The sequence below is a fragment of the Enterococcus sp. AZ095a genome, assembly GCF_050546735.1.
Taxonomy (GTDB): domain Bacteria; phylum Bacillota; class Bacilli; order Lactobacillales; family Enterococcaceae; genus Enterococcus_D; species Enterococcus_D entomosocium.
The window spans coordinates 2027101-2052454 of sequence record NZ_CP172953.1; the positions used below are offsets into that span (position 1 = coordinate 2027101).

General features: G+C 42.3%; 23 protein-coding genes. 3 read left to right on the plus strand and 20 right to left on the minus strand.

Features of this window, described 5'->3' with window-relative positions; all coding sequences use genetic code 11:
* Window positions 1-32: 32 nt before the first annotated feature.
* The 6 genes from IGJ26_RS09410 to IGJ26_RS09435 form a co-directional block, all read right to left on the minus strand.
* Window positions 33-848, minus strand: a complete 816-nt coding sequence (locus IGJ26_RS09410) for a MetQ/NlpA family ABC transporter substrate-binding protein (protein WP_016620418.1) — start codon at window positions 846-848, stop codon at window positions 33-35.
* A gap of 5 nt (window positions 849-853) precedes the next feature.
* The gene (locus IGJ26_RS09415) at window positions 854-1522 is read right to left on the minus strand and encodes a methionine ABC transporter permease (RefSeq protein ID WP_194199636.1); all 669 of its coding nucleotides are present in this window, start codon (window positions 1520-1522) and stop codon (window positions 854-856) included.
* On the minus strand, window positions 1509-2234 hold the full coding sequence (locus tag IGJ26_RS09420; RefSeq protein WP_194199637.1) for an ATP-binding cassette domain-containing protein: 726 nt from the start codon (window positions 2232-2234) through the stop codon (window positions 1509-1511). Before IGJ26_RS09420 ends, IGJ26_RS09415 begins: the two co-directional genes overlap by 14 nt.
* Before the next feature lie 10 nt (window positions 2235-2244).
* Entirely contained in the window at window positions 2245-3261 is a 1017-nt protein-coding gene (locus tag IGJ26_RS09425; protein WP_005235525.1) for a lipoate--protein ligase, read from the minus strand.
* Between the two features lie 238 nt (window positions 3262-3499).
* Window positions 3500-4876 (minus strand): hemolysin family protein, encoded by a 1377-nt coding sequence (locus IGJ26_RS09430; RefSeq protein ID WP_005235523.1) that lies wholly within the window; start codon window positions 4874-4876, stop codon window positions 3500-3502.
* Between the two features lie 112 nt (window positions 4877-4988).
* The gene (locus IGJ26_RS09435) at window positions 4989-6104 is read right to left on the minus strand and encodes an AI-2E family transporter (protein WP_008378242.1); all 1116 of its coding nucleotides are present in this window, start codon (window positions 6102-6104) and stop codon (window positions 4989-4991) included.
* Between the two features lie 142 nt (window positions 6105-6246).
* Here IGJ26_RS09435 and IGJ26_RS09440 point away from each other — a divergent pair, with 142 nt between their 5' ends.
* Window positions 6247-6690 carry a GNAT family N-acetyltransferase gene (locus IGJ26_RS09440; protein WP_142437114.1) on the plus strand — a complete coding sequence of 148 codons (444 nt, stop codon included), beginning with the start codon at window positions 6247-6249 and terminating at the stop codon, window positions 6688-6690.
* A gap of 57 nt (window positions 6691-6747) precedes the next feature.
* Here the strand turns inward: IGJ26_RS09440 and IGJ26_RS09445 are convergent, their stop codons facing one another.
* The 4 genes from IGJ26_RS09445 to recX all read right to left on the minus strand — a co-directional run bounded on the left by IGJ26_RS09445 (window position 6748) and on the right by recX (window position 10437).
* A complete protein-coding gene (locus tag IGJ26_RS09445; RefSeq protein WP_016612206.1) occupies window positions 6748-7710 on the minus strand; it encodes an N-acetylmuramoyl-L-alanine amidase in 963 nt (320 codons plus the stop codon).
* Between the two features lie 161 nt (window positions 7711-7871).
* The gene (gene ntdP / locus IGJ26_RS09450; RefSeq protein ID WP_005225863.1) at window positions 7872-8405 is read right to left on the minus strand and encodes a nucleoside tri-diphosphate phosphatase; all 534 of its coding nucleotides are present in this window, start codon (window positions 8403-8405) and stop codon (window positions 7872-7874) included.
* A 93-nt stretch (window positions 8406-8498) separates the two neighbouring features.
* On the minus strand, window positions 8499-9650 hold the full coding sequence (gene mutY, locus IGJ26_RS09455) for an A/G-specific adenine glycosylase (protein WP_430599564.1): 1152 nt from the start codon (window positions 9648-9650) through the stop codon (window positions 8499-8501).
* Window positions 9643-10437 (minus strand): recombination regulator RecX, encoded by a 795-nt coding sequence (gene recX / locus IGJ26_RS09460; protein ID WP_008378247.1) that lies wholly within the window; start codon window positions 10435-10437, stop codon window positions 9643-9645. Before recX ends, mutY begins: the two co-directional genes overlap by 8 nt.
* 114 nt (window positions 10438-10551) lie before the next feature.
* On the opposite strand from recX, the gene rlmD reads away from it, so the two are divergent.
* Window positions 10552-11928 (plus strand): 23S rRNA (uracil(1939)-C(5))-methyltransferase RlmD, encoded by a 1377-nt coding sequence (gene rlmD / locus IGJ26_RS09465; RefSeq protein ID WP_008378249.1) that lies wholly within the window; start codon window positions 10552-10554, stop codon window positions 11926-11928.
* 330 nt (window positions 11929-12258) lie between these two features.
* Here rlmD and glyS read toward each other — a convergent pair whose 3' ends face one another.
* The 5 genes from glyS to IGJ26_RS09490 form a co-directional block, all read right to left on the minus strand.
* On the minus strand, window positions 12259-14331 hold the full coding sequence (gene glyS, locus IGJ26_RS09470) for a glycine--tRNA ligase subunit beta (protein WP_005235502.1): 2073 nt from the start codon (window positions 14329-14331) through the stop codon (window positions 12259-12261).
* A 1-nt stretch (window position 14332) separates the two neighbouring features.
* The gene (glyQ, locus tag IGJ26_RS09475) at window positions 14333-15244 is read right to left on the minus strand and encodes a glycine--tRNA ligase subunit alpha (RefSeq protein WP_005225852.1); all 912 of its coding nucleotides are present in this window, start codon (window positions 15242-15244) and stop codon (window positions 14333-14335) included.
* Between the two features lie 15 nt (window positions 15245-15259).
* Window positions 15260-15499 (minus strand): hypothetical protein, encoded by a 240-nt coding sequence (locus IGJ26_RS09480; RefSeq protein ID WP_008378255.1) that lies wholly within the window; start codon window positions 15497-15499, stop codon window positions 15260-15262.
* Window positions 15500-15797: 298 nt separating this feature from the next.
* Entirely contained in the window at window positions 15798-17555 is a 1758-nt protein-coding gene (locus IGJ26_RS09485) for a glycoside hydrolase family 35 protein (protein ID WP_005235498.1), read from the minus strand.
* Window positions 17555-19567, minus strand: a complete 2013-nt coding sequence (locus tag IGJ26_RS09490) for a beta-galactosidase (RefSeq protein WP_194199639.1) — start codon at window positions 19565-19567, stop codon at window positions 17555-17557. The genes IGJ26_RS09485 and IGJ26_RS09490 overlap by 1 nt, the downstream gene beginning before the upstream one ends.
* Before the next feature lie 121 nt (window positions 19568-19688).
* Between IGJ26_RS09490 and IGJ26_RS09495 the strand changes: the two genes are divergently transcribed.
* Window positions 19689-20495 carry an AraC family transcriptional regulator gene (locus IGJ26_RS09495; RefSeq protein WP_430599566.1) on the plus strand — a complete coding sequence of 269 codons (807 nt, stop codon included), beginning with the start codon at window positions 19689-19691 and terminating at the stop codon, window positions 20493-20495.
* Here the strand turns inward: IGJ26_RS09495 and recO are convergent.
* The 5 genes from recO to IGJ26_RS09520 all read right to left on the minus strand — a co-directional run bounded on the left by recO (window position 20489) and on the right by IGJ26_RS09520 (window position 25340).
* The gene (recO, locus tag IGJ26_RS09500; protein WP_086316207.1) at window positions 20489-21262 is read right to left on the minus strand and encodes a DNA repair protein RecO; all 774 of its coding nucleotides are present in this window, start codon (window positions 21260-21262) and stop codon (window positions 20489-20491) included. The two genes, IGJ26_RS09495 and recO, sit on opposite strands and share 7 nt — an antisense overlap.
* A 93-nt stretch (window positions 21263-21355) precedes the next feature.
* Window positions 21356-22255: a GTPase Era gene (gene era, locus IGJ26_RS09505; RefSeq protein ID WP_008378264.1), complete on the minus strand. Its 900-nt coding sequence runs from the start codon at window positions 22253-22255 to the stop codon at window positions 21356-21358.
* 34 nt (window positions 22256-22289) lie between these two features.
* On the minus strand, window positions 22290-22679 hold the full coding sequence (locus IGJ26_RS09510; RefSeq protein ID WP_176273390.1) for a diacylglycerol kinase family protein: 390 nt from the start codon (window positions 22677-22679) through the stop codon (window positions 22290-22292).
* The gene (gene ybeY, locus IGJ26_RS09515; RefSeq protein WP_008378268.1) at window positions 22663-23139 is read right to left on the minus strand and encodes an rRNA maturation RNase YbeY; all 477 of its coding nucleotides are present in this window, start codon (window positions 23137-23139) and stop codon (window positions 22663-22665) included. The genes IGJ26_RS09510 and ybeY overlap by 17 nt, the downstream gene beginning before the upstream one ends.
* A complete protein-coding gene (locus IGJ26_RS09520; protein ID WP_008378271.1) occupies window positions 23139-25340 on the minus strand; it encodes an HD family phosphohydrolase in 2202 nt (733 codons plus the stop codon). The genes ybeY and IGJ26_RS09520 overlap by 1 nt, the downstream gene beginning before the upstream one ends.
* Window positions 25341-25354: the final 14 nt, after the last annotated feature.

The following is a 25354-nucleotide window of genomic DNA, read 5'->3' on the forward strand; positions in this document are numbered from 1 at the left end:
AAGGGCGCTCCTTCCATTTTGATAGAAATAAATTAAAATGCTGGCAATAAGGTATCGCTATGCTCGTTTTCTAAAAACTCACGAACTTTATCGCTAGTCATGGCACGGCGCAATACAGCGATTTTTTCAGAATCTTGATTGTCTTCTCGAGCAACCAATGAGATAGCAAAGCGATCATCGATGGTCTTTTCTAAGAAAAGGGCATCTGCTGGTTTCAAACCGATTTTCGCGATATAGGTTGGGTAATTGTATACCAAAGATACGTTTGGTTCATCATAGGCTTCCGCAAGATTCAGTAAATCGACAGATAACCACTCAAAATTTTTCGGATTTTCGGTAACATCTTTAAGTGTTCCATTGACACCAACGCCTTCTTTAAGGGTGATCAATCCTTCTTCTGCTAAAATCGCTAACGCTCGACCTTCATTGGACACATCATTTGGCAATGCGACTTTCGTTCCTTCTGGAATATCATTGATATTCGTATACTCTTTGGAATAAAAACCGACTTTTGCGTTGTAGATTTTATCTAGTGCCACTAGGTTTGCATCTTTTTCTTCATTATACATTTGCATATATGGTTCATGTTGCGCAAAGTTAGCATCGACCTCGTCATTATTCAGCAACTCATTGTACTGGATATTGTCATTGACTTGGACCAATTGGATTTCCCAGCCATCTTCCACTGCTTCAGCTGCAACCTTTACGACATCGGTCATTGGCGTCGTTTGCGAAGCGACCTTGATGATTTTCTCTTCGCTCGCTTCATCAGAACCTGTACCGCAAGCCCCCAATACACCTAATGCCAATACACTCAATCCTAAAACAAATCCTTTTTTCACTTTCATTCCTCCTATTTTCGTTTATCAAGTTTTCTTGCTGCTTGATTGCCAATCCCTTGCAGGATAAAGACCAAAAGAATCATGATGATAATTGCAAAATACATCACGCCATACTCATAACGCTGGTACCCATAACGGATCGCAAAATCGCCGATACCGCCGCCACCAACGATCCCCATCACCGTCGAATAAGAAACCATGCCGACTGCTGTCGTCGTTAAAGATAAAATCAAGCCGCTTCTAGCTTCCACTAGTAAAAACGACCAAACATACTGCCATTGACTGACACCAAGAGATTTCGCCAAATAAGAAACTTCTTCTGGAACATCCAACAGCACTTGCTCCGTCAAACGAGCAAAAATACTCATAGCAACGATGCTCAAAGGAAAACTGGCGGGAATCGGTCCAAATGAGCTGCCTAAAAGCATCCGCGTCAACGGGATCAACGCTACAACAAATAATAAAAAAGGAAACGAGCGGATGATCGTCACAATGAGATTCAAACACTCATAAAGAAATGAGATTTTTTTCCCTCGGCTGCGACTGAGAAAAAGCCAGACACCTAACGGTAGACCTAAGACAATGGCTGCGAGCATCGAAATGCCCATCATGATCGCTGTTTCTTTCAAAGATTGCAGCAATTCAGGCAGATAATACAAAATACTCTCACTGATCGTCATGCAGCAGACTCCTCTCCACTTTGCTCACATAAGAGCTTTCAATGCGGACGATTGGTTGTGGCTGATTGGCAAACTCCGCCTCAAAGACGGCGTCCTCCAATACAAACACACGTTGACAAATTTGTCGGACGGCCGATAGCTCATGACTGACAAAGACGACAGCTGGTTGAAACGTCTGTTGAACTTTTTGCAGCAAAGCAAGAACATCGGCTTTCGTATCTTCGTCCAGCGCACTAGTGGGCTCGTCACACAGCAAGATTTTTGGCTCACGGATCAAAGCCCGTGCAATAGCCACTCGTTGTTTCTCTCCGCCGCTTAACTTGGCCGGATAGATGTGGGCCTTATCTTCCATGCCAACAAACGAAAGCATCTCAAGTACCATATCTGCTGACTTTCCCATTAACTTCAAGGGCAAATAGACATTTTCGAAAACGGTTCGATTGTGTAACAGATTGTAATTTTGAAAAATCATGCCGATTTCTTGTTGTGCACGTAGCAGATGCTTTTTATTCGATGTATCGATTTTTTTGCCATCAAAAAGTAATTCCCCGCTGTCTGGGGTTTCAATCAAGTTTAAAAGCCGCAACAACGTCGATTTTCCTGAGCCGCTTTTGCCGACGACCCCAACGATTTCTCCTGCCTGAACAGAAAAAGACAAACCACCGAGAACCTTTCGATCGTAACGCTTTGTGAGATTGATCGCTTCTAACATCTTTTTCCTCCTAATCAAACAGCAATGCTAAAAATTCAGAAGCGGTCATCTGATGGATAAACTGATCGATGGCGATTCCCTCTAGCAAGCGGCTAATGGTGCTTTTTTCAAAATCAATACCTTGCAACATCGCTTCAAGTTCACTGATCTCTTTTTGTCCAAAAAAATCACCGGTAATTTGAATCGCTGCAATCTTGCCTTTGTTGACAGTAAAATCGACTTCAACAATCCCAACCTGCTCAAACCGCTTTCTTTTTTGCCATTCGAAAGCAGGCGCTTCATTAAAAATCCACTCATTATTGGCATATCGTTCTTCAAACAGTGTTTGGATCGCTTGTCGATCGGTTTCCGTTAAGACGATCTCTTGCTCACTGATTTCATCAATCGATTCTACTTCATAGATTCGGCAAAGGAGTGTATCTCGAAATTCCTTGGTATCCATTGATTGGTATTGCTCTGCCAAAAAGGGCTTGATATTCGTCACACTTTTCCGAACTGATTTCGTGGCTTTAGAAGCAATTTTTTCTTGGGCAACATGTAGAACTTTCGTCAATTCTTCTAGATCCACATCATACATCAATGTGCCATGGGAATACGTCCGGCCTTTTTTTGTATACATCGCATTGCCAGAAAACTTTTTCCCATCAATGAACAGATCATTACGGCCATGTACTTCAACATCCTTGGCTCCCATTGCCGCTAAGCCTTTCATGATAGGTTGTGTTGCACTTTGATAGTCACCAAAGCTCGTGGCATCTTTTTTGGTGACAAAACTAAAACTCATATTGCCTAGATCGTCATAAACCGCTCCACCACCAGACGTTCTGCGAGTCAAAACGATCTTACGGCTTCTTAGATAGTCAAAATCAATCTCTTGATACGCATTTTGATTTCTGCCGATTATAACACATGGTTTTTGTATGTATAACAGAAGACAAGGCTCCGAAACATCTACGTTATTCATCAAATACTCTTCAGTCGCCAAATTGTAACGGATATCTTCACTAAGCATACGGTAAAATTTCATTTCAAGCCCCTCATTCTCATTATATTTCTATGGATATTCTCGCTTTTCTTACGGAAAATTGCAATCAAACTGCTTAACGATAAGATACACGTGTTTTTTTATCTGTTTTTAAACTGTATTATTCAATAAATTTATCGTAACCGTTTCTTCCATACAAATCAAGGGGAATACGTAAAAAAACGGACAAAAAAGACCAAAGCAACTGCCTTGGTCTTTCTCATTTCATTTATACGGAACTTTAACGGCGAGGCTCATCTTCCTCAAAATCTTTACGGAAATAGCGCCGCTCTTCCTCTGGTTCCACTTCCCCTTCTTCTGGGTCGTGGAAAATCACCCGGATCTTCAAGACGCGTGATCCTTCCATTTCTTCAGAGATCAGCTTCACATTGTCCACTTCGAAGGATAGTTTTTCTCCTTCATCGGGGATTAATCCTAAAGCAGTGATCAAATATCCTGCCATCGTATCCACATCACTCATATGCAAGCTCATGTTGAAGGCTTCATTAAAATCATCGATCAACATGCGTCCTTGGATGACATATTCTTTATCAGAGATTTTTTCATAAAGCTCTTCGACTTCATCTGATTCATCATCGATCTCGCCGACGATTTCTTCTAGCAAGTCTTCTAGTGTAACCAACCCAACGACGCCGCCATATTCATCAAGCAAAATCGCCATTTGGTTTTGGGTTTTCTTTAATTCATAAAGCAAATCATCGATAAAGACCGTTTCTGGCACAAACAATGGTTCCTGCAGGATTTGTTTGATGTCCATCGTATCAAAGCCGTATTTGTACGCACATTTCAAAAGATTTTTGGTATGTAGAATCCCTACGACTTTGTCTTTATCTTCATTATATACAGGAATACGAGAATAATTTTCTGCTAAAATTTCAGTCAAAATTTCTTCTACTGAGTCATTGATGTCCACCATAAAGGCTGAGGTTCTAGGAACCATGACTTCCCGGGCGACTTTCGTGTCTAATGAAAAGATCCCTTGCAGCATCTCTAATTCATCTTCTTCAAAGACCCCTTCTGTTTCCAACATATACCGCATTTCATCACGGGTCATCTTCGTGTCTTCATCGTCAAATTCCATTGGAGTGATGCGCGCCAATAAACTTGTCGAAGCAGATAAGAACCAGACGAAAGGTTTTGCAATAATCCCGATCGTTCGAATGACACCAGAAGTGAACTGGGCAACTTCTTCTGATTTGTTCATGGCGATCCGTTTTGGATACAACTCACCAAAAACGATCGACACATACGTCAAGATCGCTAAAACAATAATGTTCGCTAAGCTTTTAGCCGCCGTCCCTCCACCTAATAAAGGTGCCAAACGGGTCGACAAGGTATCTGCCAGAGATGCCCCAGATAAAATATTCACCAAGGTAATCCCAACTTGGATCGTTGACAAGAAATTTGTTGGATTATCAATGATTTTCAATAATTTTTGTGATTTGACATTTCCTTCTTCCGCTTTTTGCTCCACACGGTTTTTGTTAACTGAGACAACTGCGATCTCAGAGGCCGCTAGAAAAGCGTTGATCAATGTCAAAACGATCAATAATAAAATTTGCGCTAGAAGCGACTGACTCTCGGGGTCAGCATTCATAATAGCATTCTCTCCTTATTTTTTCATTTTCTAAAAAAAATCGTGGGTTTAGCCCACGATAAAATCCTATCACAAAGTTTTTTTCTTTGCAATAAAAAACACCAGTCATTGATTATTCGATCAACCGTTCCTGATTTTTCTTGATTTTGTCGTCTTTGATCAGGCGAACAATAAAGACGACGATCGTTCGGCAAATCGCATAAAATGGCACACCTAGGAAAATCCCCAGCAAGCCAGCTAGATTTCCAGCAACTAATAAGACCAAAATGATCGTTAACGGATGGATCGCCAATGATTTTCCGATTACATTCGGGTAAATAACATTTCCGTCTAATTGTTGGACGACCAGAACCACGATACAGCATAATAATGCGCGAAATGGTTCATCAAAGACCGTCACTAACACCGCCGGAATCAAACCAAGATATGGGCCTAAATAAGGGATCAAGTTTGTGACGCCTGCAATTACCCCAAAAAGAAAGGCATAGTTAACGCCGATCATCCAGTAACCAATAAACGTGAAGGTAGCGACAAAAATACATTCGATCGCTTGCCCACTAATGTAATTGGATAATGTCTTGTTTAAGTCACCTAGCAACCCAACAATCTGATCTCGTCTTCTTTCTGGAAAGACAGTTTTCAGATTAGGAACTAGCTTTTCTCCATCCTTCAACATGTAAAAAAGGATGAATGGTACTGTAACGATGATCATCGTCGCGGAAGCAATCGTACTGACGATCGATCCTAAGCTAGTGGATAACCCACTAAGAAACTGCTGCAGCAAAGAACCATAAGAAAGATTTAGGTTTTCTAACTGCTGCGCGATATCGATTTGTTTGAAAAATGGATCATCTGCGATTCTTGAGATCCAGCTTTCCATATTTTTGGCAAATGTTGGAATATTTTCCGCCAATGAAGTAATCTGACTCACTAGATTAGGAATAACGCTGACGAAAATCAAGATGATTGCTGCTACTAATAACAACAGAACCAATATGACAGCAAACAGTCGTTTTATTTTTGTGGTTTTCATCAAAAATAAGACGATTGGATTTAGCAGGTAATACAGAAAGCCAGCAATCAATACTGGTGCAAATAAAGTAGAAAAAAACGTGCCAATCGGTGCAAATAGAAAATTGACTTTACTTAACACAAACACGAGTGTCACTAAAACTAATGCTTCCAATGACCAAAAGAACAGTTTTGATTGTTTGAATTTGTCGAACAAAAGATTCCCTCCCTTTTTTATAACATTATAGATGATTTTGAAAAAAAAAGCTTGCGACTTTAGCCGCAAACAAAAAAAATTTGTAAAAAAAGTGGTATACTATTAAAAATAACGGAGAAATCTTAGCTGAGGTGAATTTTTTATGCATATTGCACAAACAAAAGATACGCTGAGTGACATTTATTTGGCGTCATTGAAAATACGAAATCAAGTATTCGTGAAAGAGCAAGGTGTTCCATTAGCATTGGAAGTAGATGAAAATGAAGCATTGGCAGTCCACTTTGTCTTATATGACGACGATAATGAAGCAGTCGCAACCTTGCGTTTCTTACCTATCTCTGATCATGAAGTGAAGTTGCAGCGAATGGCGGTCCCCGCTGCTTATCGAGGTTCAGGTTATGGCAGTCAACTGATCGAAGGTGCGGAAGCCTTCATTCAAAAACAAGGAATCAAAAAAGTCACTTTAGGGGCACAAATAACCGCCAAAGAGTTTTACTTGAAGTTAGGCTATCAGCCTGAAGGCGATGTTTTTTTAGACGCGGATATGCCCCATATCAAAATGAGCAAAACCTTTAACGAGAAGTGATTCCTTAAAACAGCGACCACAAAACAGATCCTTCCTCTGTTTTGTAGTCGCCGTTTTTTATTCCTCTGCTTCAACGATCTCTTCAATCGCTGTCAGCAACGCTTGCGCCACCCTTTGATCATACCCTTCACTTGTAATCATTGCCAAATCATTGTCACTGTTCAAATAGCCTAACTCCAATAATACTGCTGGAAGATATTGTTCTCGCAACACATAATAGTTACCAAAACGAGTGCCGTTGGAACTCAATGCCACCGAAGAACTCAAATTGGCAGTGATCGTTTCTGCCATCTCTTTTGACCCAGTATAGTAATAGTAAGTTGTCAGTCCTTGATTACTGTTTGGTATTTCTGAATTATCGTAATGAATGCTAATAAATAAATCTGGTTCTTCTGAAAGCGAAGCAGCGGTGATATCAGACAGCGAGAGATAACGATCTTCAGTGCGTGTATAACTGACTTGAATACCTGCTTCTGTCAACACTTCGCCGATCGTTTGGACCGTTGTTAGCGTCAAGTCTTTTTCCATGATCGTTTGATCCGTTGACAGTGCCCCAGAATCTTCGCCGCCGTGACCTGCATCAAGGACGACTTTGAAGTTCGATAGATCTTTTGGGATTGCCGAAAGCGCGACTTCTTGAATCGATGCTGATTGTTTTTCAATATAACCAGTTACCCCATCGTCTGTTTGAATTTCAACCATGTCTTCTGTTTGACTGATGAAGGTTGCCCAACTTCCCCGATGGATTTTCCCAATGACTGTCTCTTGACTTGTTGACTGATAAATCGGTACATAATCGTTCTCACTTTCAATCGCTGCATCGTATTCTGAGGGATCTACATAAATTTGAACCATACTGGCAGTCTGAGCGGTCTCTTCAGTTTGAGCGTTAAGCTCAGTTTGAGAAGTACTTTCTTGACTCTCCTCACGAGCGGATTGGTCGTTTCTCAACACAGCAAACCCTGCTGCAAAAAGCAGAATCATGGTGGTCCCGATAACAAGCTTCCCTTTTTTCTTCATGTGCTTCCCCCACTAATTTTCTTGGTCTCTCTATCATGGGACTGTCAGCTTAAACAGAACTTAAAACCTGCTGATTGAAGCATTCCATTAGAAACACAAAAAAACTCCAACCAACTTGGTTGAAGTTTCTTAGGGAAAATGAGCGATTCGACCCATTTTACTTATTTTTGAGACAACTGCTTGTAGCGATCATACCAAATGTCCACATACCCTTGCGAAAAGGGTCCTTTGCCATTATTGATCCAATCTACTAAAATTTTGACATTTTCTTTTAAGATAAAATCAATGTCTTGCGGATATTGCATAATCTTACTGTGCAATTCATACTCATCCACATCTAGTAAACGTTTCTCGCCATCAGGAAATACTTTGATATCAAGGTCATAATCGATATATTTCAATGCCTCTTCATCAAGTAAATACGGTGAAGCAAGATTACAATAATAGGAAACCCCCTTTTCTCGAATCATTGCAATAACATTAAACCAGTATTTTTTATGAAAATATACAATTGCTGGTTCACGGGTAACCCAGCGTCTTCCATCTGATTCGGTCACTAATGTATGATCGTTGACCCCTATCACTGAGAATTCACTGGTCTTTAAGACCATCGTATCCCGCCACGTTCGATGCAAATTGCCGTCATGTTTGTAGCTTTGAATGCTGACAAACTCTCCTTCTTTTGGAACTCGCATAGCAACCCTTCCCTCAGCAAGAAAACTTGCGTTTTGTTTGGGTGTTCATTACACCGACATCGTTAATATTATAGCAATAAAAGAAAGCTTTGCCTAGAAATCTTTATCGAGTTTCTGATATTTCTTTAATTGATCCACCAATTTCTGCTGGGGTTTTGGGAAAACATAGTTTTGAAAGGATTCTTTTGCTGCCCATTCGCTGTCTTGTAACGTGAGCTCTCCACGTTTTCTGCCGTAAAATAAAAGGACGTGCCATTTCAAATGACTAAAGATATGAGTGATCTCGCCAAAATGTCGTTTTTGCCAAACGACAGGCAGATCAGGAAAAATTTCGAGTGCATCATCTTCGGCAATCAAATCCAACTGCAGCTGCTCCTCTTTTGCCCATGTTCGCTGCAGAGCCTCGTACGGTTCTTTCGTCACTTCTACCAAAGGAAAATGCCACATAGAAGCTAATAAGCCTGTTTCAGGTCGCTGCACGAGTAAAAACGAGCCTTGATCTTCGATGGCGCCTGCGATGTAATAGACATCTTTTGGCTTTGCTTTTTTCGATTTCACTGGAAAGTCTGTTTGTCGATTCTCCGCATAAGCAAGACAATACTGACTGATGGGACACTCTTCACATTTCGGTGTAGTGGGTGTACAGATTCGTGAGCCAAGATCCATCAAGGCTTGATTAAACTCACCAGGTTCATCGGGGGAAATGATTGTTCTCATCGCCTCGTCAAATGGTCTTCGGCTGCTGGCTTTCGCAATATCTGCTTCGATACAAAATAACCGACTGACGACCCGCATCACATTTCCATCGATTGCCGGTTCTGGCAAGCCAAAAGCAATACTGCCAATGGCTCCAGCTGTGTAGGGACCAATTCCTTTTAATGAGCGAATCTCTTCAATTGATTGGGGCATTTCTCCGTCGAATTCGGCAACGATTTGCTGGGCGGCAGCCTTAAGGTTACGGGCACGAGAGTAATAACCTAAACCTTCCCAAACCTTTAAAAGCTTTTGTTCTTCGGCTGCCGCCAAGTCTTGGATCGTCGGGAATTGTTCCATAAAACGATAGAAATAGCCAATCACTGTTTCCACTCGTGTTTGTTGAAGCATGATCTCTGAGATCCAGATTGCATACGGATCGTTGGTCGCCCGCCAAGGCAGATTGCGTTTTTCTTTATGATACCAAGTTAAAAATGTTTCTTGGAACGTCTTGATTTTTTCTTCATCCCAAGTTTCCCATTGCTTACTCATCCATTACTTCCTCATCTAAGAATCGTTGTATATCATCGATGGCAAACCCTTTTTGATAAAGGCCTTGCTTGATTTTCATTTTTCGTTTCATCAATGGTAACCGCTGATGCCGCCGCATAAGTCGGGCCCCTTCTCTTTGGAGCGCTTCATTTTCTTGGTCCTCATCTTTTTCCATCGGTAATTCATCCAAAATCATCTGAATGACTCCTTGATGAAAACCTTTTTGCATCAAATGCATTTTTATCTTTTGGATCATTTCTTTATGGCTTTTGTTGTGAAAACGACGCATCGCTTTTTCAGCCGTATGATACCCGACTTCAAACTGCATTTCCTCAGTATACAAAGGCAATACTTCCTGAATCACGGGATCTTTCAAGCCTTTTTTTCTCAATTGCTGACTGATGACCACGGGTCCTTTATCGCTCATGCGGACTTGGGTGCGAATGTAGCTCTCTCCGTAGTTTTTGTCATCGATCAAATTCAGCTCTTTCAGCCGTTCAACGACTAAGTCTCGGTCTTGTTTTTCGATTTCTTTGTCTTTCAAATAGGTACGGACTTCCATTTCAGAACGCAGCTGATAGCTGATATAGTTCATGGCTTGCTGCAATCCTAAATCAAACCCCGCACTTTTTTTGATTTCTTTTAATTCTTCTTCACTCAGTTCCTTGCCTTTTAATAGCCGAAAACGGACCAAAAGATCTTCTGAGACCCGCAGCGTTTCACCTTCTGATGTCGCCACTTCATAAAATGGTCCTTTTCCTTTATTGATACGAATAATTGTATTCATCTTCTTCACCTCGCGAACGTACATTCTATTTTACCACAACTACGATGAAATTCCTTCTAATCAAGCTGAAAAAATGTGGTAAAATGAACTGACTATTTTATTTAAGGAGTTCACATGGCAAATACACAAGTCCAGCTTGGACAAAAACTACAACTAACGATCAAACGCTTGGGAATCAACGGAGAAGGCATCGGGTATTACAAAAAGCTGATCATCTTTGTTCCCCGTGTTCTACCGGGGGAACAGGTCATTGCCGAAGTCACCAAAGCCTCTCCCCGCTTTGCTGAAGCTAAGATGACCAAAATCATCAAGCCAAGCAGCGATCGCATCCAACCACCCTGCAAGTTTTACGACCGGTGCGGCGGCTGCCAATTGCAGCACTTAGTCTACGACAAACAATTAGACTTCAAAAAAGACCTATTGAAACAAGCACTTGAAAAATTTAAGCCAAAAGGTTACCAACAGTTTGAACTAAGGGATACTTTAGGCATGGATGTTCCTTGGCATTACCGCAACAAAGCACAATTTCAATTGCGTTACAACAGTCAAACCAAACGAATCGAAGCGGGTTTATACGAAATGGAGTCTCATCGCTTAGTCGCCATTGATGATTGCCTCGTACAAGAACAAGATACGCAAAAAGTGATCAACGGCATCGTCCAATTGTTGAACAAATACCAGATCCCGATTTACGATGAACGAAAAAATAGCGGGATTTTACGAACATTGATGGTTCGCATCGGGATCGCCACTGGCGAAGTCCAAGTTGTTTTCATTACCAATTCTGTCAAACTGCCGCAAAAAAATGCGCTGATTCGCGAGATCAATCAGCGCTTGCCGCAAGTCGTTTCCATCATGCAAAATGTGCAAAACAAAAAAACGTCCGTCGTCATGGGAGAGGAAACGATTCATCTTTGGGGCAAAGAAGCGATCGAAGAACGGTTGAATGAACTGACCTTCGACTTGTCCGCCCGCGCATTCTTCCAGCTGAATCCGCAGCAAACCAGCGTCTTGTATCAAGAAGGGTTAAAAGCCCTTGACTTAAGCAAAAATGAAACAGTTGTTGATGCTTACTGTGGTGTGGGGACGATTGGGTTGAGTGTGGCACCTTATGCCAAAGAAGTCCGCGGCATGGACATTATTCCTCAAGCGATCGAAAATGCCCAAGAAAATGCCCACCGTATTGGTGCCCAAAATACCCATTATGAAACGGGAACTGCTGAGGAGCTCTTACCAAAATGGTTCAATGAAGGCTTCAAACCTGATAGCATCATTGTTGATCCGCCAAGGACAGGCTTGGATGAACGATTATTGCAAGCTTTGCTGAAACAACCACCGAAGAAGATGGTCTATATATCTTGTAATGTTTCTACTTTAGCAAGAGACTTAGTCCAATTAGCCAAAGTGTTTCACGTAGAATATCTGCAATCAGTAGATATGTTTCCACAAACCGCCCGCTGCGAAGTGGTGGTAAAATTGACCCGCAAATAAACATTCGCCTGACAAATCATCTTGTGATCTGTCAGGCTATTTTATTGCACCTATCGTTTCAGCGTATTTTCAATGGAAAAATGAATCGGTCTGTATGATGAGAATCTTTGTATCATTATAATCATCATCAAATCCCCAATCATTAAAGCCGAAGAATCGTTCGATCCCTTGAAAAGTAATGGGTCAAAATGTTTTTTATTATATAATATTTAACACTGCAAGAAAGCAATTCTAAGTACAAAAAAAATCGAGAAACATAGAAAAAAAGCCAGAACTGATTCTTTCAGTTCCAGCTTTTTTATTCAGAAATGTGCAACTGCAAGCTGCTTTTTATTTTGTAATCAAAGCATCTAAACTAGCCACTGCCAGACTCATCTTCGCGATTTTATCCAACAAGGCAAAACGGTTGCGGCGAATCTGTTCATCTTCCACCATGACCATTGTTTGATCAAAATAAGCTTCAATCAATGGGCGCAGTGCCACTAAACTTTGGTAGTTTTCTTCCATCGTTTGATGTGGGAACTTGTTCTCTACTGTTAAGACCGCTTCATACAAGGCAGTTTCAGAGTCGTTTTCAAACAAGGCAGGATCAATTGCTGCTTGTTCCAATTCGGCTTTTTTCGCTAAATTGATTACTCGGGTCAAGGCTTCCATCGATGGTTTGAAGTCGGTGTCTTGCAGATGTTCTCTTAACATCTGAGCCGTTTCAAATAGCGTACTGATATCTGCTTGGCGTGCGCCTAAAACAGCTTCAATGACATCATGACGCGTATTTTTGCTGAGTAAGAATTGACGCAGACGGCTTTTCACAAAATCGGTCACTTGTTCTTGACCTGCGGCAAGTTGAATACCAAAAATTTCCGGTTGGGCATTAATAGCTTCACGAATCTCTTCTTGTAACTGAGCAAATGGGAAATACCAGCGTTTTTCAGCTAGGATGCGGATAATTCCGTACGTTTGCCGGCGGAGTGCGTAAGGATCGTTTGAACCACTTGGAACCATATCGACAGCGAAGAACGCAAGCAAGCTGTCCAATTTATCCGCAATGGCTAAAACAGCCCCGATTTTCGATTGCGGCAGTTCACCTTCTGCTGAGATCGGCATGTAGTGTTCACGAATCGCTTGGGCAACTGTTGGTTTTTCTCCTTGGATCAAGGCATACTTTTCCCCCATGATTCCTTGCAATTCAGGGAATTCTCCCACCATATTTGTCACTAAATCAAATTTATAGATTTGAGCTGCCCGTTGGAGATCAGTCAGTTCTTCTTGTGTTAAACCAACAGTATTCCCGATGATTTGTGCAGCTAATCCAACACGCTGCATTTTTTCATACAAACTGCCAATTTTTTCGTGGAAGGTGACTTGCTTAAGCTTTTCCACGCAATGGTCGATGGTCAATTTTTTGTCCTCATTATAGAAAAACTCAGCATCTTCTAGACGGGCGGTCAGGACTTTTTGGTTTCCTTTGATGACATTATCAATTTTCACGGCATCCCCGTTGCGGGCAGAGATGAAATGCGGCAGCAATTCTCCATCAAGGGTGCGGACATCGAAGTAGCGTTGATGTTCTTTCATAGAAGTAACTAACACTTCTTCAGGTACAGAAAGATATTTTTCTTCAAAGTCCCCTACAAAAGCTGTTGGGTATTCAACCAGATTTGTCACTTCTTCGAGTAGGTCTTCATCTAAATCGATCCGCCAGTTGTTTTCTTGAGCGATCGCATTGATTTGTGAGGTGATCATTTGTTGACGTTCGCTTGGATCAGCAATGACAAACTGATGCTTCATTTTCTCCAAATAGTCGTCCGCATGATCAAACGTGACTGCCTCACCTAAGAAACGATGACCTTTTGACTCGCGTCCGGTAACAATATCAAGGATTTGGAAAGGAATGACTTGCTCACCAAAGAGTGCGACGATCCAATGAATTGGTCGGATATATTCAAAATCGTAGTCTGCCCAGTGCATCGTTACTGGGAAAGTCAAACTCGTGATTACTTCCTGCAATCCTTTCAATACCTCAACGGTTGGTTGACCTTGGGTATGTTTCGTTACATAGACATACTCAACACCTTTTAATTCACGGAAGGTGATGTCATCGGTTGTCAATCCTTGCCCCCGAACAAATCCTTGAGCTGCTTTCGACCAATTGCCTGCTTCGTCTAAGGCGATTTTTTTCGCTGGCCCTTTGACGTCTTCTTGTGTATCGGCTTGTTTTTCAGGAAGACCGGTGACATAGACTGCCAAACGACGAGGTGTCGAATAAGCTTCAATCGCTGTATAAGGTAATGCATGAGCATCTAAGAAAGCTGCCGTTTTTTCTTGTAATTGTTTCATACTTGGGGTTACGACATGCGCAGGTAATTCCTCTAAGCCGATTTCTAATAATAGGTTTTGTGCCATCTTATTTTCCCTCCTCAATCAGTTTTTGCGCCACTTCTGGATCAAGCAATGGATAACCGAGGTTTTCCCGTTCTGCTACAAATAGTTTTGCTACTTGACGAGCCATATTACGGATACGTGCGAGGTACCCAGCACGTTCAGTGACGGAGACTGCGCCACGAGCATCCAACAGGTTGAAGGTATGGCTGCATTTTAAGATATAGTCGTAAGCTGGATGAACTAAGCGTTCATCGATACAGCGTTTTGCTTCTTTTTCAAAACGATCGAAGTTCCCTAAAAGCAAGTCTTGGTCACTGACTTCAAAGGAGTATTTTGAATGTTCATACTCAGGTTGGCGGAAAATCTCACCATATTTGACACCTGCAGACCATTCAAGATCGTAGACACTTTCAACTTCTTGAATATAAGATGCTAGACGTTCTAAGCCGTAAGTGATCTCTGATGTCACTGGCTTACACGCTAAGCCACCAACTTGTTGGAAGTAAGTAAACTGGGTGATCTCCATCCCATCTAACCAAACTTCCCAACCAAGACCTGCACAACCCATTGAGGGGTTTTCCCAGTTATCTTCGACGAAACGAATATCATGTTCTAATGGATCGATCCCTAAAAGACGCAAGCTTTCTAAATAAAGCTCTTGGATATTTTCAGGAGAGGGCTTCATCACGACTTGGAACTGGTGGTGCTGATACAAACGATTTGGGTTTTCCCCGTAGCGGCCATCAGCTGGACGGCGAGAAGGTTCTACGTAAGCGGCGTTCCATGGTTCTGGACCGATTGCACGTAAAAATGTGTATGGGCTCATGGTTCCAGCCCCTTTTTCTGTATCATAGGCCTGCATCAGCATACAGCCGTTTTCAGACCAGAATTTTTGCAAAGTCAAAATCATCTCTTGCACAGTTAGTTTACTCATCTTTTTCTTCCTTTCTTATAACGCATTGACGACAGGATAAAACTCGACAACTGATCCGGGGATCAATTTTACTTCGACCACGGCATCTGCTTCTAAAATATCAGATAAGTCGTAAAGCATTTGGTCTGGACTCGTTGTAAATTCATGTAAAAGCTGTTCATCCTTTAAAAGTCGAACCTGCAGTGGAATACTTGCTAATACTTTGAGCTTTTTTTCGGTAAACGCACTTGCTGGAATCGTCATATCAAATAACATAATAAACCTCCTTTATTTTTGGCTATTCTTAGTGTGAAACATAAAAAAGTCCCTATATCTATACAAAGTGTATAGATATAGGGACGATACATTCGCGGTTCCACCCTACTTCCGACAAGTCGGCAGCTTCATTGATCATGCTCACGGACGCCTGCGAAATAAGGTTCCAACTTGGCTTTCACTCTCCCAAGTTCGCTTCATGGAATGGTCTTCTTTCTTTCTTCCGGTCATAGCACGGATTCGATTACCCTTATGATAGTAGTTGAAGCTAGGGTTTGTCAATGATTAATTTGAACTTTTATCCTTCTGGACCTAAATCCGCCTGATCATGAAAGACGATCTCATCAGCGATTTTCCCATCACTTTCAAAAACAATGATCTCATTCATTCCAGTTTTTAAAAACGGCGCCGGGACGTACAAGCGCTGCTGCGGTCCTTTTTCCCAGAAACGGCCGATCATATGACCATTGACTTGGACAAACCCTTTGCCCCAGCCCGGCAATTCGATAAAGGTATCTGCACATTCATCAAAAACACATTCAAAGCGTGAGAAACTTGGTTGGCCTTTTTGCCATTTCCCTTGGAAATCAATGGCATGCAAATTATCCATCGGCAAGGGATAGATTTCCCAGTTGCTTTGGAATGCGCCATTAATGATCACACCGTCTTTAATGCCTTTGTGCTGATGGTTCATTTTAACGGAATAATTGACCCGCCCCATATTCTCCACCAAGATCCCCAACTCGTTTTCTGATTCTGATAGATCGAAACTGTAGGATTGACCGATTTCTCGATCGTAATCGATGCGCAAAAGTTCCTGGTTGATAAACGTATGGGCACGATCCATCGTATTGATCAGACGGTAGTCGGCAATCTTCCGTGCAGGCCCAATCAGTGAGCGATAGTAGATATAACCTGTCGCTTGATTGCAGGCTTCCATCGATAAAGGGTAATTCCTTATGATCGGTTGACTGATCGTGTCGATCGTCGAAAACAAGGAGACTCGTTCTTTCACTGAGAATGTTCCATAAGCTTTTCGCTCAAGTTTCATACTCAAGGGAAACTCAGGAATTTCCGCATAGTCAGCGATCACTTTTTTGAAGGCTTGGTATTTGGCAGTAGGTTCTCCCCATTCTGTCAACAAGGCATCATAATCATAGCTAGTGACATCCGGCGCTAAGCGCTCGTAATAGTTTGACCCGTTCATAAAGCCAAAATTGGTCCCGCCATGGAACATATAAATATTGACAGAACCTTCTGCCAAGCAATCCTGAAGTTCCTTTACTGCATCAGCCGTTGATGTTGTATGATGATGGTCATCACCCCAAGCATCAAACCAGCCGATCCAAAATTCCATGACCATCAGTGGCCGTTTTTCTCCGTGAAATCTTCGAAGTTTTTCAAAGTTTTCCTTGATGTTGGAGCCGCAGTTGATCGTAGGCAATGCCAAGTCTTTGATAGTGCCGTTTTCTAACATATCGTGCCAAGGTCCGTCAGAGGTCACTAACGGCGTTTCTACACCCTGTTGCCGCATCGCAGCCACCATTTTCCGCAAATACTCTTTATCATTGGCGTAGCTGCCGTATTCATTTTCTACTTGCATCATTAAAATCGGACCGCCTTGGGTGATCTGCAGATCCCGCACTTGTGGAAACAAATGGGCGAAATAACGAGTGATTTTTTCCATAAATGGTGGATAATCAAACCGAAGCTTCATCATGGGATCTTGCAAAAGCCAATAAGGCAGTCCCCCAAATTCCCATTCTGCACAAATATAAGGTGCTGGTCGCAAAATGACATAAAGCCCTACTTCTTGTGCCGTTTGGATAAATCGCCGCAAATCAAGGATCCCCTCAAATTGATAGACGCCTTCCTGTGCTTCATGGAGATTCCACGGAACATAGGTTTCCACAGTATTACAACCCATCAAGCGTAGTTTCTCTAATCGATCTTGCCAATATTCAGGAACGACCCGAAAATAATGGATCGCTCCAGAGATCACTTTGAACGGCTTTTTGTCTAGATAAAAGTCATCTTCGATAGCAAAAGTTCGCATCAGTTACGCTCCTCTTTGACGATATAGGTGGTGTATTGTGTCAGCATCATTTCTGAAGAAAGAACCTCACCCGTCAGAAGATCCGTCTTTCCAACAAACATTGCTGGCAACGGTTGTGCTTCTTCGTGGAAATTGATGATAACGAAGAATTTCGCCTCTGCATTTTCACGACAGGCAACTTCTAGTTTTGTTGCTTCCTCGATCACTGGGGTGATATCGTTTTCTTCGACAATCGTTTTGAAAAGCTGATCTTGCAGCTGATCTTCCAACTGTCCACCAAAGTAATAGACGGTGCCATCGCCAAACATGTTTTTCGTCACTGCCGGCATTCCTGCATAGAAATTGCTTGTGTAATGCGCTAGCGCTTCGGCGGTTTCTAAATGGATCAAATCGCTGACTAAATTACTGGTTCCTGTCAGTTCTTCATTGACTAAGGAAACGCCGTTTGATTGTTCTGGGGCTAATGCATCGATTTCTTCCACCCAGATGCCAGCTAACTCCCGCAATGGCCCAGGATAGCCCCCTAAGTGAACGTTGTCAGATTGATCAACGATACCGCTCATATACGTGGTAAGTAAAGAACCACCTTGTTTGACGAAATCAGTGAGCCGCTCTTGCATTCCTTCTTTGACCATGTAGAGAACAGGTGCTGCGACTAATTTGTATTTTGATAAGTCAGCATCCACGGGAACCAAGTCGACGGCAATATTTTGTTCATGAAAATAACGATAGTAGCGATGGATCTGTTCTACATACTTCAGATCAACGGTCGGACCACTCGTATATTCTAATGCCCAATAATTGTCCCAATCGAAAATCACGGCAACCTGTGCTTGAGTTTGCGTCCCAATAATGTCTGAAAGCTGCGCTAATTCAGCACCAAGAGCTGCCGTTTCTCGGAAAACTCGCGTGTCTTCATGACCGACATGTTCGATAACAGCTCCATGGAATTTCTCACAAGCACCGATGGAACGTCGCAATTGGAAATATTGGATCGTGTCCGCCCCATGAGCGATCGTTTGGTAGCTTTGCGCCCGCATTTGTCCCGGTTTTTTTAATGAGTTATAGGGTTGCCAGTTTTGTTGGGAGGGTGTTTGTTCCATCAGCATAAAGGGCTGTTGTTTCAAGCCGCGCATTAGATCATGTGTCATGGCTACTAAACTCCATGGCGTATTATACGCTGGATAATTATCCCACGAAATAAGGTCCATTTCCTTCGCCCACTTGAAATAATCCAGTCCTTTAAAGGTTCCCATCAAATTCGTTGTAATCGGTGTCGTGGGATCGATTTTCCGAATAGCGTCCCGCTCCATCATATAGTTTTTTAAAAGGCTATCCGAGTTGAAGCGTCGGTAGTCAATAGAAATTCCTGCAAATGCCGTCTTGTCATAGCCGATTCCTTCTGACAGCGCATTTGGCAGAACGATTTCATCCCATTCATATACAGTATGACCCCAAAATTCCATATTCCAGGCTTTATTCAGTGCTTCGATCGTTTGATATTTATCCTTTAGCCAAACACGAAACGCTTTTTCACAGTTGTCGCAATAACATTCGCCGCCGTATTCATTATTGATGTGCCAACAAGTCACTTGTGGATTTTCGCCGTAACGTTCGGCTAATTTCGTTGCCAGACGTTCTGCGTATTTTTGATAAACCAAACTATTGGGACAGGCATTATGCCGTTGCCCAAACTTATGATGGCGTCCATCATAATCGGTGCGAGCGACTTCCGGATACTTCTTAAACATCCAAGCTGGCAAAGCGGCTGTGGAAGTGGCTAAGACGATGTCGAAGCCCTCCGTACTTAATTTTTCGATGATTTGATCCAATTCCTCAAAATCATAACAATTTTCAGAGGGCTGGATCTTTGCCCATGAAAAAACATTGACGGTCGCGCTATTGATACTTGCTTTTTTAAAGATCCGAATGTCTTCTTCCCAAATCTCTTTCGGCCACTGATTTGGATTATAATCGCCGCCGAATAGAATTCGATCAAAAAATTTTGTCATATAAGTGAACGCTCCTTTAAAATAAAATGATTTCTACTCTCTTATTGTAAGGCTTTTCATTTTGTTGTAGTATAATACATGAAACACTATTTTATAACTTTTCGAAACACGGAGGTACACTATGCCTATCTACTTTTATCAAACCAATCTGCAGCTGCCTTTATCTCTGGAAAGCATCGGCAACGATTGGCCACAAGATGACGTCGCTCGTCCTGATGGCTATCCCTACTTCCATTGGCTGCAAACCGAGCAAGGGGAAGGCCGAATCACATTTGGTCAGGAATCGTTTATCTTACGTCCGAATGAAGGCATTTTGATTTTTCCTTTTACGCCCCATCGCTATTATCCACTGACTAACTGGAAAACATCCTTCGCCACATTCCAAGGCCCTTTGGCAGCTGAGGTGTTAAAGCAGTACACGAATCAGCCCTATATATTAGCTGAAGAGTCAGAAACCTTTTCTTATGTCACCTGGATCAATCAACGGATCAATGAAGACCAACAAATCAGTTGGGACCCGCTACGGGCTTCTAGCGAATGTTACCGCTTTTTATTGGCGATTATGCAAGAACGCTCAGGGAATCCAACAGAAAAACACCCGCTGTTCCAACAATATCTGGTTCCCGTTATACAAGAAATCGAAACGAATTACGATCAGGCGATCACGATCAAAGAACTAGCAGGGCTCGTCTATGTTTCGCCTCAATATCTCTCTCGGTTGTTCCAGCGTTTTTTAGGACAATCCACCGCCCAATACTTATTAAACTATCGCATGACCCGTGCCAAAGAGCTTTTGGTGGCACAGCCGGATCTGCCCATTCAGCAAGCCGCTTTTGCTGTAGGGTTTCAGGATGCGAGTCACTTTACCGCATTGTTCAAAAAAAGAGTCGGCTTAACTCCATTGAAGTTTCGCCAACTCTATCATTGATTTTTCGGTTTTAAAACGTCTTGCCATTGCCCCATCTGATCGATAAACTTCTTACTTTTTAAATGAATGCCCACATATTCATCATACAATAGATCGATCACTTGTCGAATCGCTGTTTTCGTTTCTGGCTTTAATTTGATCGAAGCAATCTGCTCATAGGATATTTGCGAAAATAAGCGAATAAAATGGATCGCACGAGAATCCGCATGATAGCGACGTTCGTCCATCCCCCAGTGTTGTTCGCATAAAATGCCACTATATTTTGAGGAATAGTCAAACCGACCGTCGGTTTTTCCGCAGATGGCACAATGGGTCCAATTCGGGGTGATCCCGAAACGATGCAAAATCTGGATCTCAAAGATATTGGTGATGATCTCTGCGTCGTTCCCTTGATCCATTAAGTGCAATGCCTCATGTAAAAATTGGTATAGATGTGGGTCATAGACCCGATCATCGATAGCAGAATCAGCCAAATTCAACAAGTAGGTTGCATAACCAGCAATAAAAATGTCACTTTGGATCGTACGAAAAGGATGGATGTCTTTGGCATTGTTTAAAAAGGACAAGCCTTCCGTTTTGATGGTTCCCATGTAGGTGGCTTCAGTATAGGAGAGCAACGCTGGTGCCAAGGGGTTATTTTTCCGATGAGCACCCTTGACATAAAACATTTGCTTCCCGGCAGATTCCGTAAAGATTTTGACTAGCTTGTCTTTTTCTTTATGGTCCTTTGAAAAAAGCAAAATTCCTTTTGTTTCAACAAGATTCATCGTCGCACCTCATTTCTTGAAAAAAACTGATCCAGTTCGCTAACTGCATCAGTTTTTCCTCTTTAAAGCAGACCGTGATGGATCTGCCTTTCCTTAATACTCATCTTTACGATAGCCGTAATCCGTTAAGAAGGTTTGCTTGTCGCGCCAATCTTTTTGAACTTTCACCCATAATTCCAAGAAGACTTTGTCATCTAGTAAGTGTTCAATATCTAGACGGGCTTTCGTCCCGATCTGCTTCAGCATTTTACCGCCTTTACCGATGATAATGCCTTTTTGGCTGTCACGTTCGACAATGATCGTCGCTTGAATATGCACCTTGTCATTATGATCTCGTTTCATGGAGTCAACGACGACCGCTACCGAGTGAGGCACTTCATCTCTGGTCAGCAGCAAGACTTTTTCCCGTACCAACTCGGAAACGATAAAGTATTCCGGATGATCAGTGATTTGATCTTCTGGGAAATACTGAGGACCTTCAGGCATTTCATCGACCAATAGTTTCATTAGCGTTTCGAAATTATTGCCTTCCGTTGCAGAAATCGGTACGATCTCAGCAAAGTCCATTTGTGAGGAGTAATCTTCAATGATTGCCAATAAAGCATCCGGATGGACTTTATCAATTTTATTGATCACTAGGAAAACTGGCGTCTGGCTTTGACGCAACCGTTCGATGATAAAATCATCACCCTTGCCGCGCTTTTGATCGGCACTGATCATAAATAGCGTCACGTCAACTTCTCGCAGTGCACTATAGGCGGTTTCCACCATAAAATCGCCTAAACGGTGTTTGGGTTTGTGGATCCCTGGTGTATCGATAAAGATCAGCTGTGCGTCATCCGTCGTGTAGACCCCTTGGATTTTGTTACGGGTCGTTTGCGCTTTGTCACTCATGATCGCGATTTTTTGTCCTACGACTCGATTTAGTAGTGTTGATTTCCCAACATTTGGCCGCCCGACGATCGCAACGAAGCCTGATTTGTGTGTTGTCATTGTTGTTCCCCTTTATCTTGTGTTTTGGTGCGCATCAGAAGAGCTGCAGCAATTTTGGCAAGAAGATGATCGCGGCGACGACTAACGCAAAAACTGCAGTCATCAGCACGGCACCAGCTGCCATATCTTTGATTTTTTTTCCGATAGGATGGAAATGGAAATCTGTAAACATATCTACGACGTTTTCAAAGACGGTGTTGATGATCTCAACGATCCAGACTAAGAAAACAGCTAGCAGCAACCAGAGCCATTCCATTTGACTCAAACGGAAAATAAAGCCTGCAATGATCGCAACGATTCCTAACCCAACATGTTTACGCATATTACGTTCCTCTTTAAAGACGGTTTTTATACCGGTGAAAGCAAATTCGATTGACGAGATAAACTGTTTATTTTTCCCAATATTCTTATCTTTTGAGTCCATAGGCATCCAGTATTTCCTTTTGCAATCCAAACATTTCCTTTTCATCTTCTGGTGTCATATGATCATAGCCGTTGATATGCAAGAAACCATGCAACGCCAAGAAACCAAGTTCCCGATCATAAGTATGCCCATATTCAGCAGCTTGTTCCTTTGCCCGTTCAATGGAGATCATAATGTCTCCTAGATCACGAGGCATCTCTTCAAGAGCTTCGTCAAAAATAATCGGCATCTCCTCCGCCGTTTCTTCTTCGAAGGCAAAACTGATGACATCTGTCGGCATATCTTTGCCGCGATACTCCCGATTGATTTCTTGGATGGCTGCATTGTCCATAAACGTGACGGACATTTCCGTATCCTCTGGAAGGTCTAAATGTCCTGCAGCAAATTGCAGAAGTCCTTCGATCTCTTTGATCTTCGTTTCCCCCACTGAATTTGTCTCATCTAAAAAGGTAATCTCCATTAGCGCTCTCTTCTTTCTTGTTCTTCTTTCATTTTCTCTGCTTCCGATTTCATTTTTGGGTATTTGATCCGTGAATGGAAGGTACTGCATAGTCCGTTGACCAGTGATTTTTCAATCATCCGGATTTCTTTCAACGTTAGTCCCGTTTCATCTAATTGACCGTCTAAGATCCGATCATTGATGAGATTCGCAACAAATTCTTGAATTTTTTGATTGGTCGGATTTTCCATCGCTCGAACAGCTGCTTCACAACTGTCAGCGATACTCACGACACCCGCTTCTCGTGTCTGCGGTTTTGGCCCAGGATAACGGAAATCTTCTTCCGTCACCTCGGGATTACGCTCTTGAGCTTTTACATAGAAATAACGCATCAGAGTTGTGCCATGGTGTTGACGGCAAATATCGATCACCATTCGCGGCATTTTGGCTTCTTCGAGAATTTCCGCTCCGTCGATCACGTGACCGAAGATGATTTGTTTACTGTCTTCCGGCAGCAAAAAATTATGCGGGTTTTCGGCACCAGCAGGTAAATTTTCTACGAAGAAATTGGCATGTTTGACTTTGCCAATATCATGGTAATAACAAGCCACGCGGGTCAGTAAGCTTTGCCCACCGATCTCGGCGACGGCATTGGCGCTAAGATTAGCAACCATCATACTGTGATGATAGGTCCCTGGTGCTTCTTCCAGCAACTGCTTCAATAACGGGTGGTTCGGGTTACTCAATTCATTCAACACGATCATACTTTCATCCGTTACCAATAATTCGATATATGGATGCAGCCCCATCGTCAGCAAATAGCTAAGAAGCGAGCCGGCCAATCCACAGACGAGTGTTGTCCACGTATTGCCGCGGGCCAAATCCATTCCTTGGAAAATGACCAACATGATGCTTAAGAGTAATGGGAAAACGATCACCCACATGACTGCGATTTTCCCTTGACTGGCGATACGTGCTCGTTTGATCATCGTTCCCATCAACCCAGAGAAGAGATAGGTCACTAAAACAGTCGTCAACAAGTTGGTCCCACTGGAATCAAAGTAAATGAAGAGTGCACTGACCACTTGGAAAATCGCGGCTAATATCCCTAAACGTCTGCTGGAGAAAATGCTTAGAATCAGCGGTGTAAAGGCTGCTGGGAAAAAGAGCGGGATAAAGGTCACTAATTCTGATTGGAACAGTTGGAAAAATTTCATGATCAAGATACTGAATGCCATCGCCAAAATATAAAAAGTGACGGCGTTCATTCGCTTTTCAACATCTTTTGTCTGTCTTGTATAATAAAACAGCATGAGCATTTGTAAGCAGGTCGCTAAAACTAAGGCGATTAATGGAAAAACTGAGAAGGTCTGATTGGTCATTCCTAAAAGCTGCAGCTTTTCCAATGCGTTGGCATCGATCTGTGATCCTTCACGAACAATGATCTCCCCTTGATAGATCATTACCGGTGGAACTGCATCCATGGCGGTTTGTCTCGCTTCTTCCGTCCGCTTTTCATTGGGAATATCATTGACGACGATTCCTTGATTGACAATGAAGCGTAAAACGGACGCCATATCCGAAGTAACATCTAGAAATTGGATCTTGTCTTCCGCCTCTGAGCGGAAAGTACTGAGTTCTGTTTGACGGATCTGTTTGGCCATTTGCTCGTCTACTAGCTGCAACGCATAGGTTCGTACCGTATTCAATTCATCGGTACTTAATGAAAACAATGTCGACAAAAAATTATTCGTCAATGACTGATAGAAATCGAGTTCATCATCACTCATTTTTTCAAACTCTTTTTTTAAGGCTGCAATGTATTCATCCGTACTCGGTTTAGGGATATTTTCATCCTCATCCGCCTCAGCAACTTCTTTTGCATGTGCCTCATCCGTTGATTTTTTGACTGAATCAACTAAGTCAAAAAGGTGGTCGATGCGATCGTGCTGTGTCTGCGCTAGAGTATCCTGATAGGTGTACTCTGGCGGAACCGCTTCTGCTGCCAATTTGCGTTTTTGTTCCGTTGCAGTAGTGTTTTCGATCGTTTTATTGGCACGAATGTTTTCTTCCGCCACCTGGCCTTCGCTATAATCGACATTATTCTGTTTGACACTGGTGTACATGATACCAATCGAAAAAAGAAAGAAGAGAAACATCAAAACTGGTAAATAAAACTTCCCGAGTCTTTCTCTAAGTTTCCGTAGTGGTTGAATGATCATAGTTCTCCTCCTGA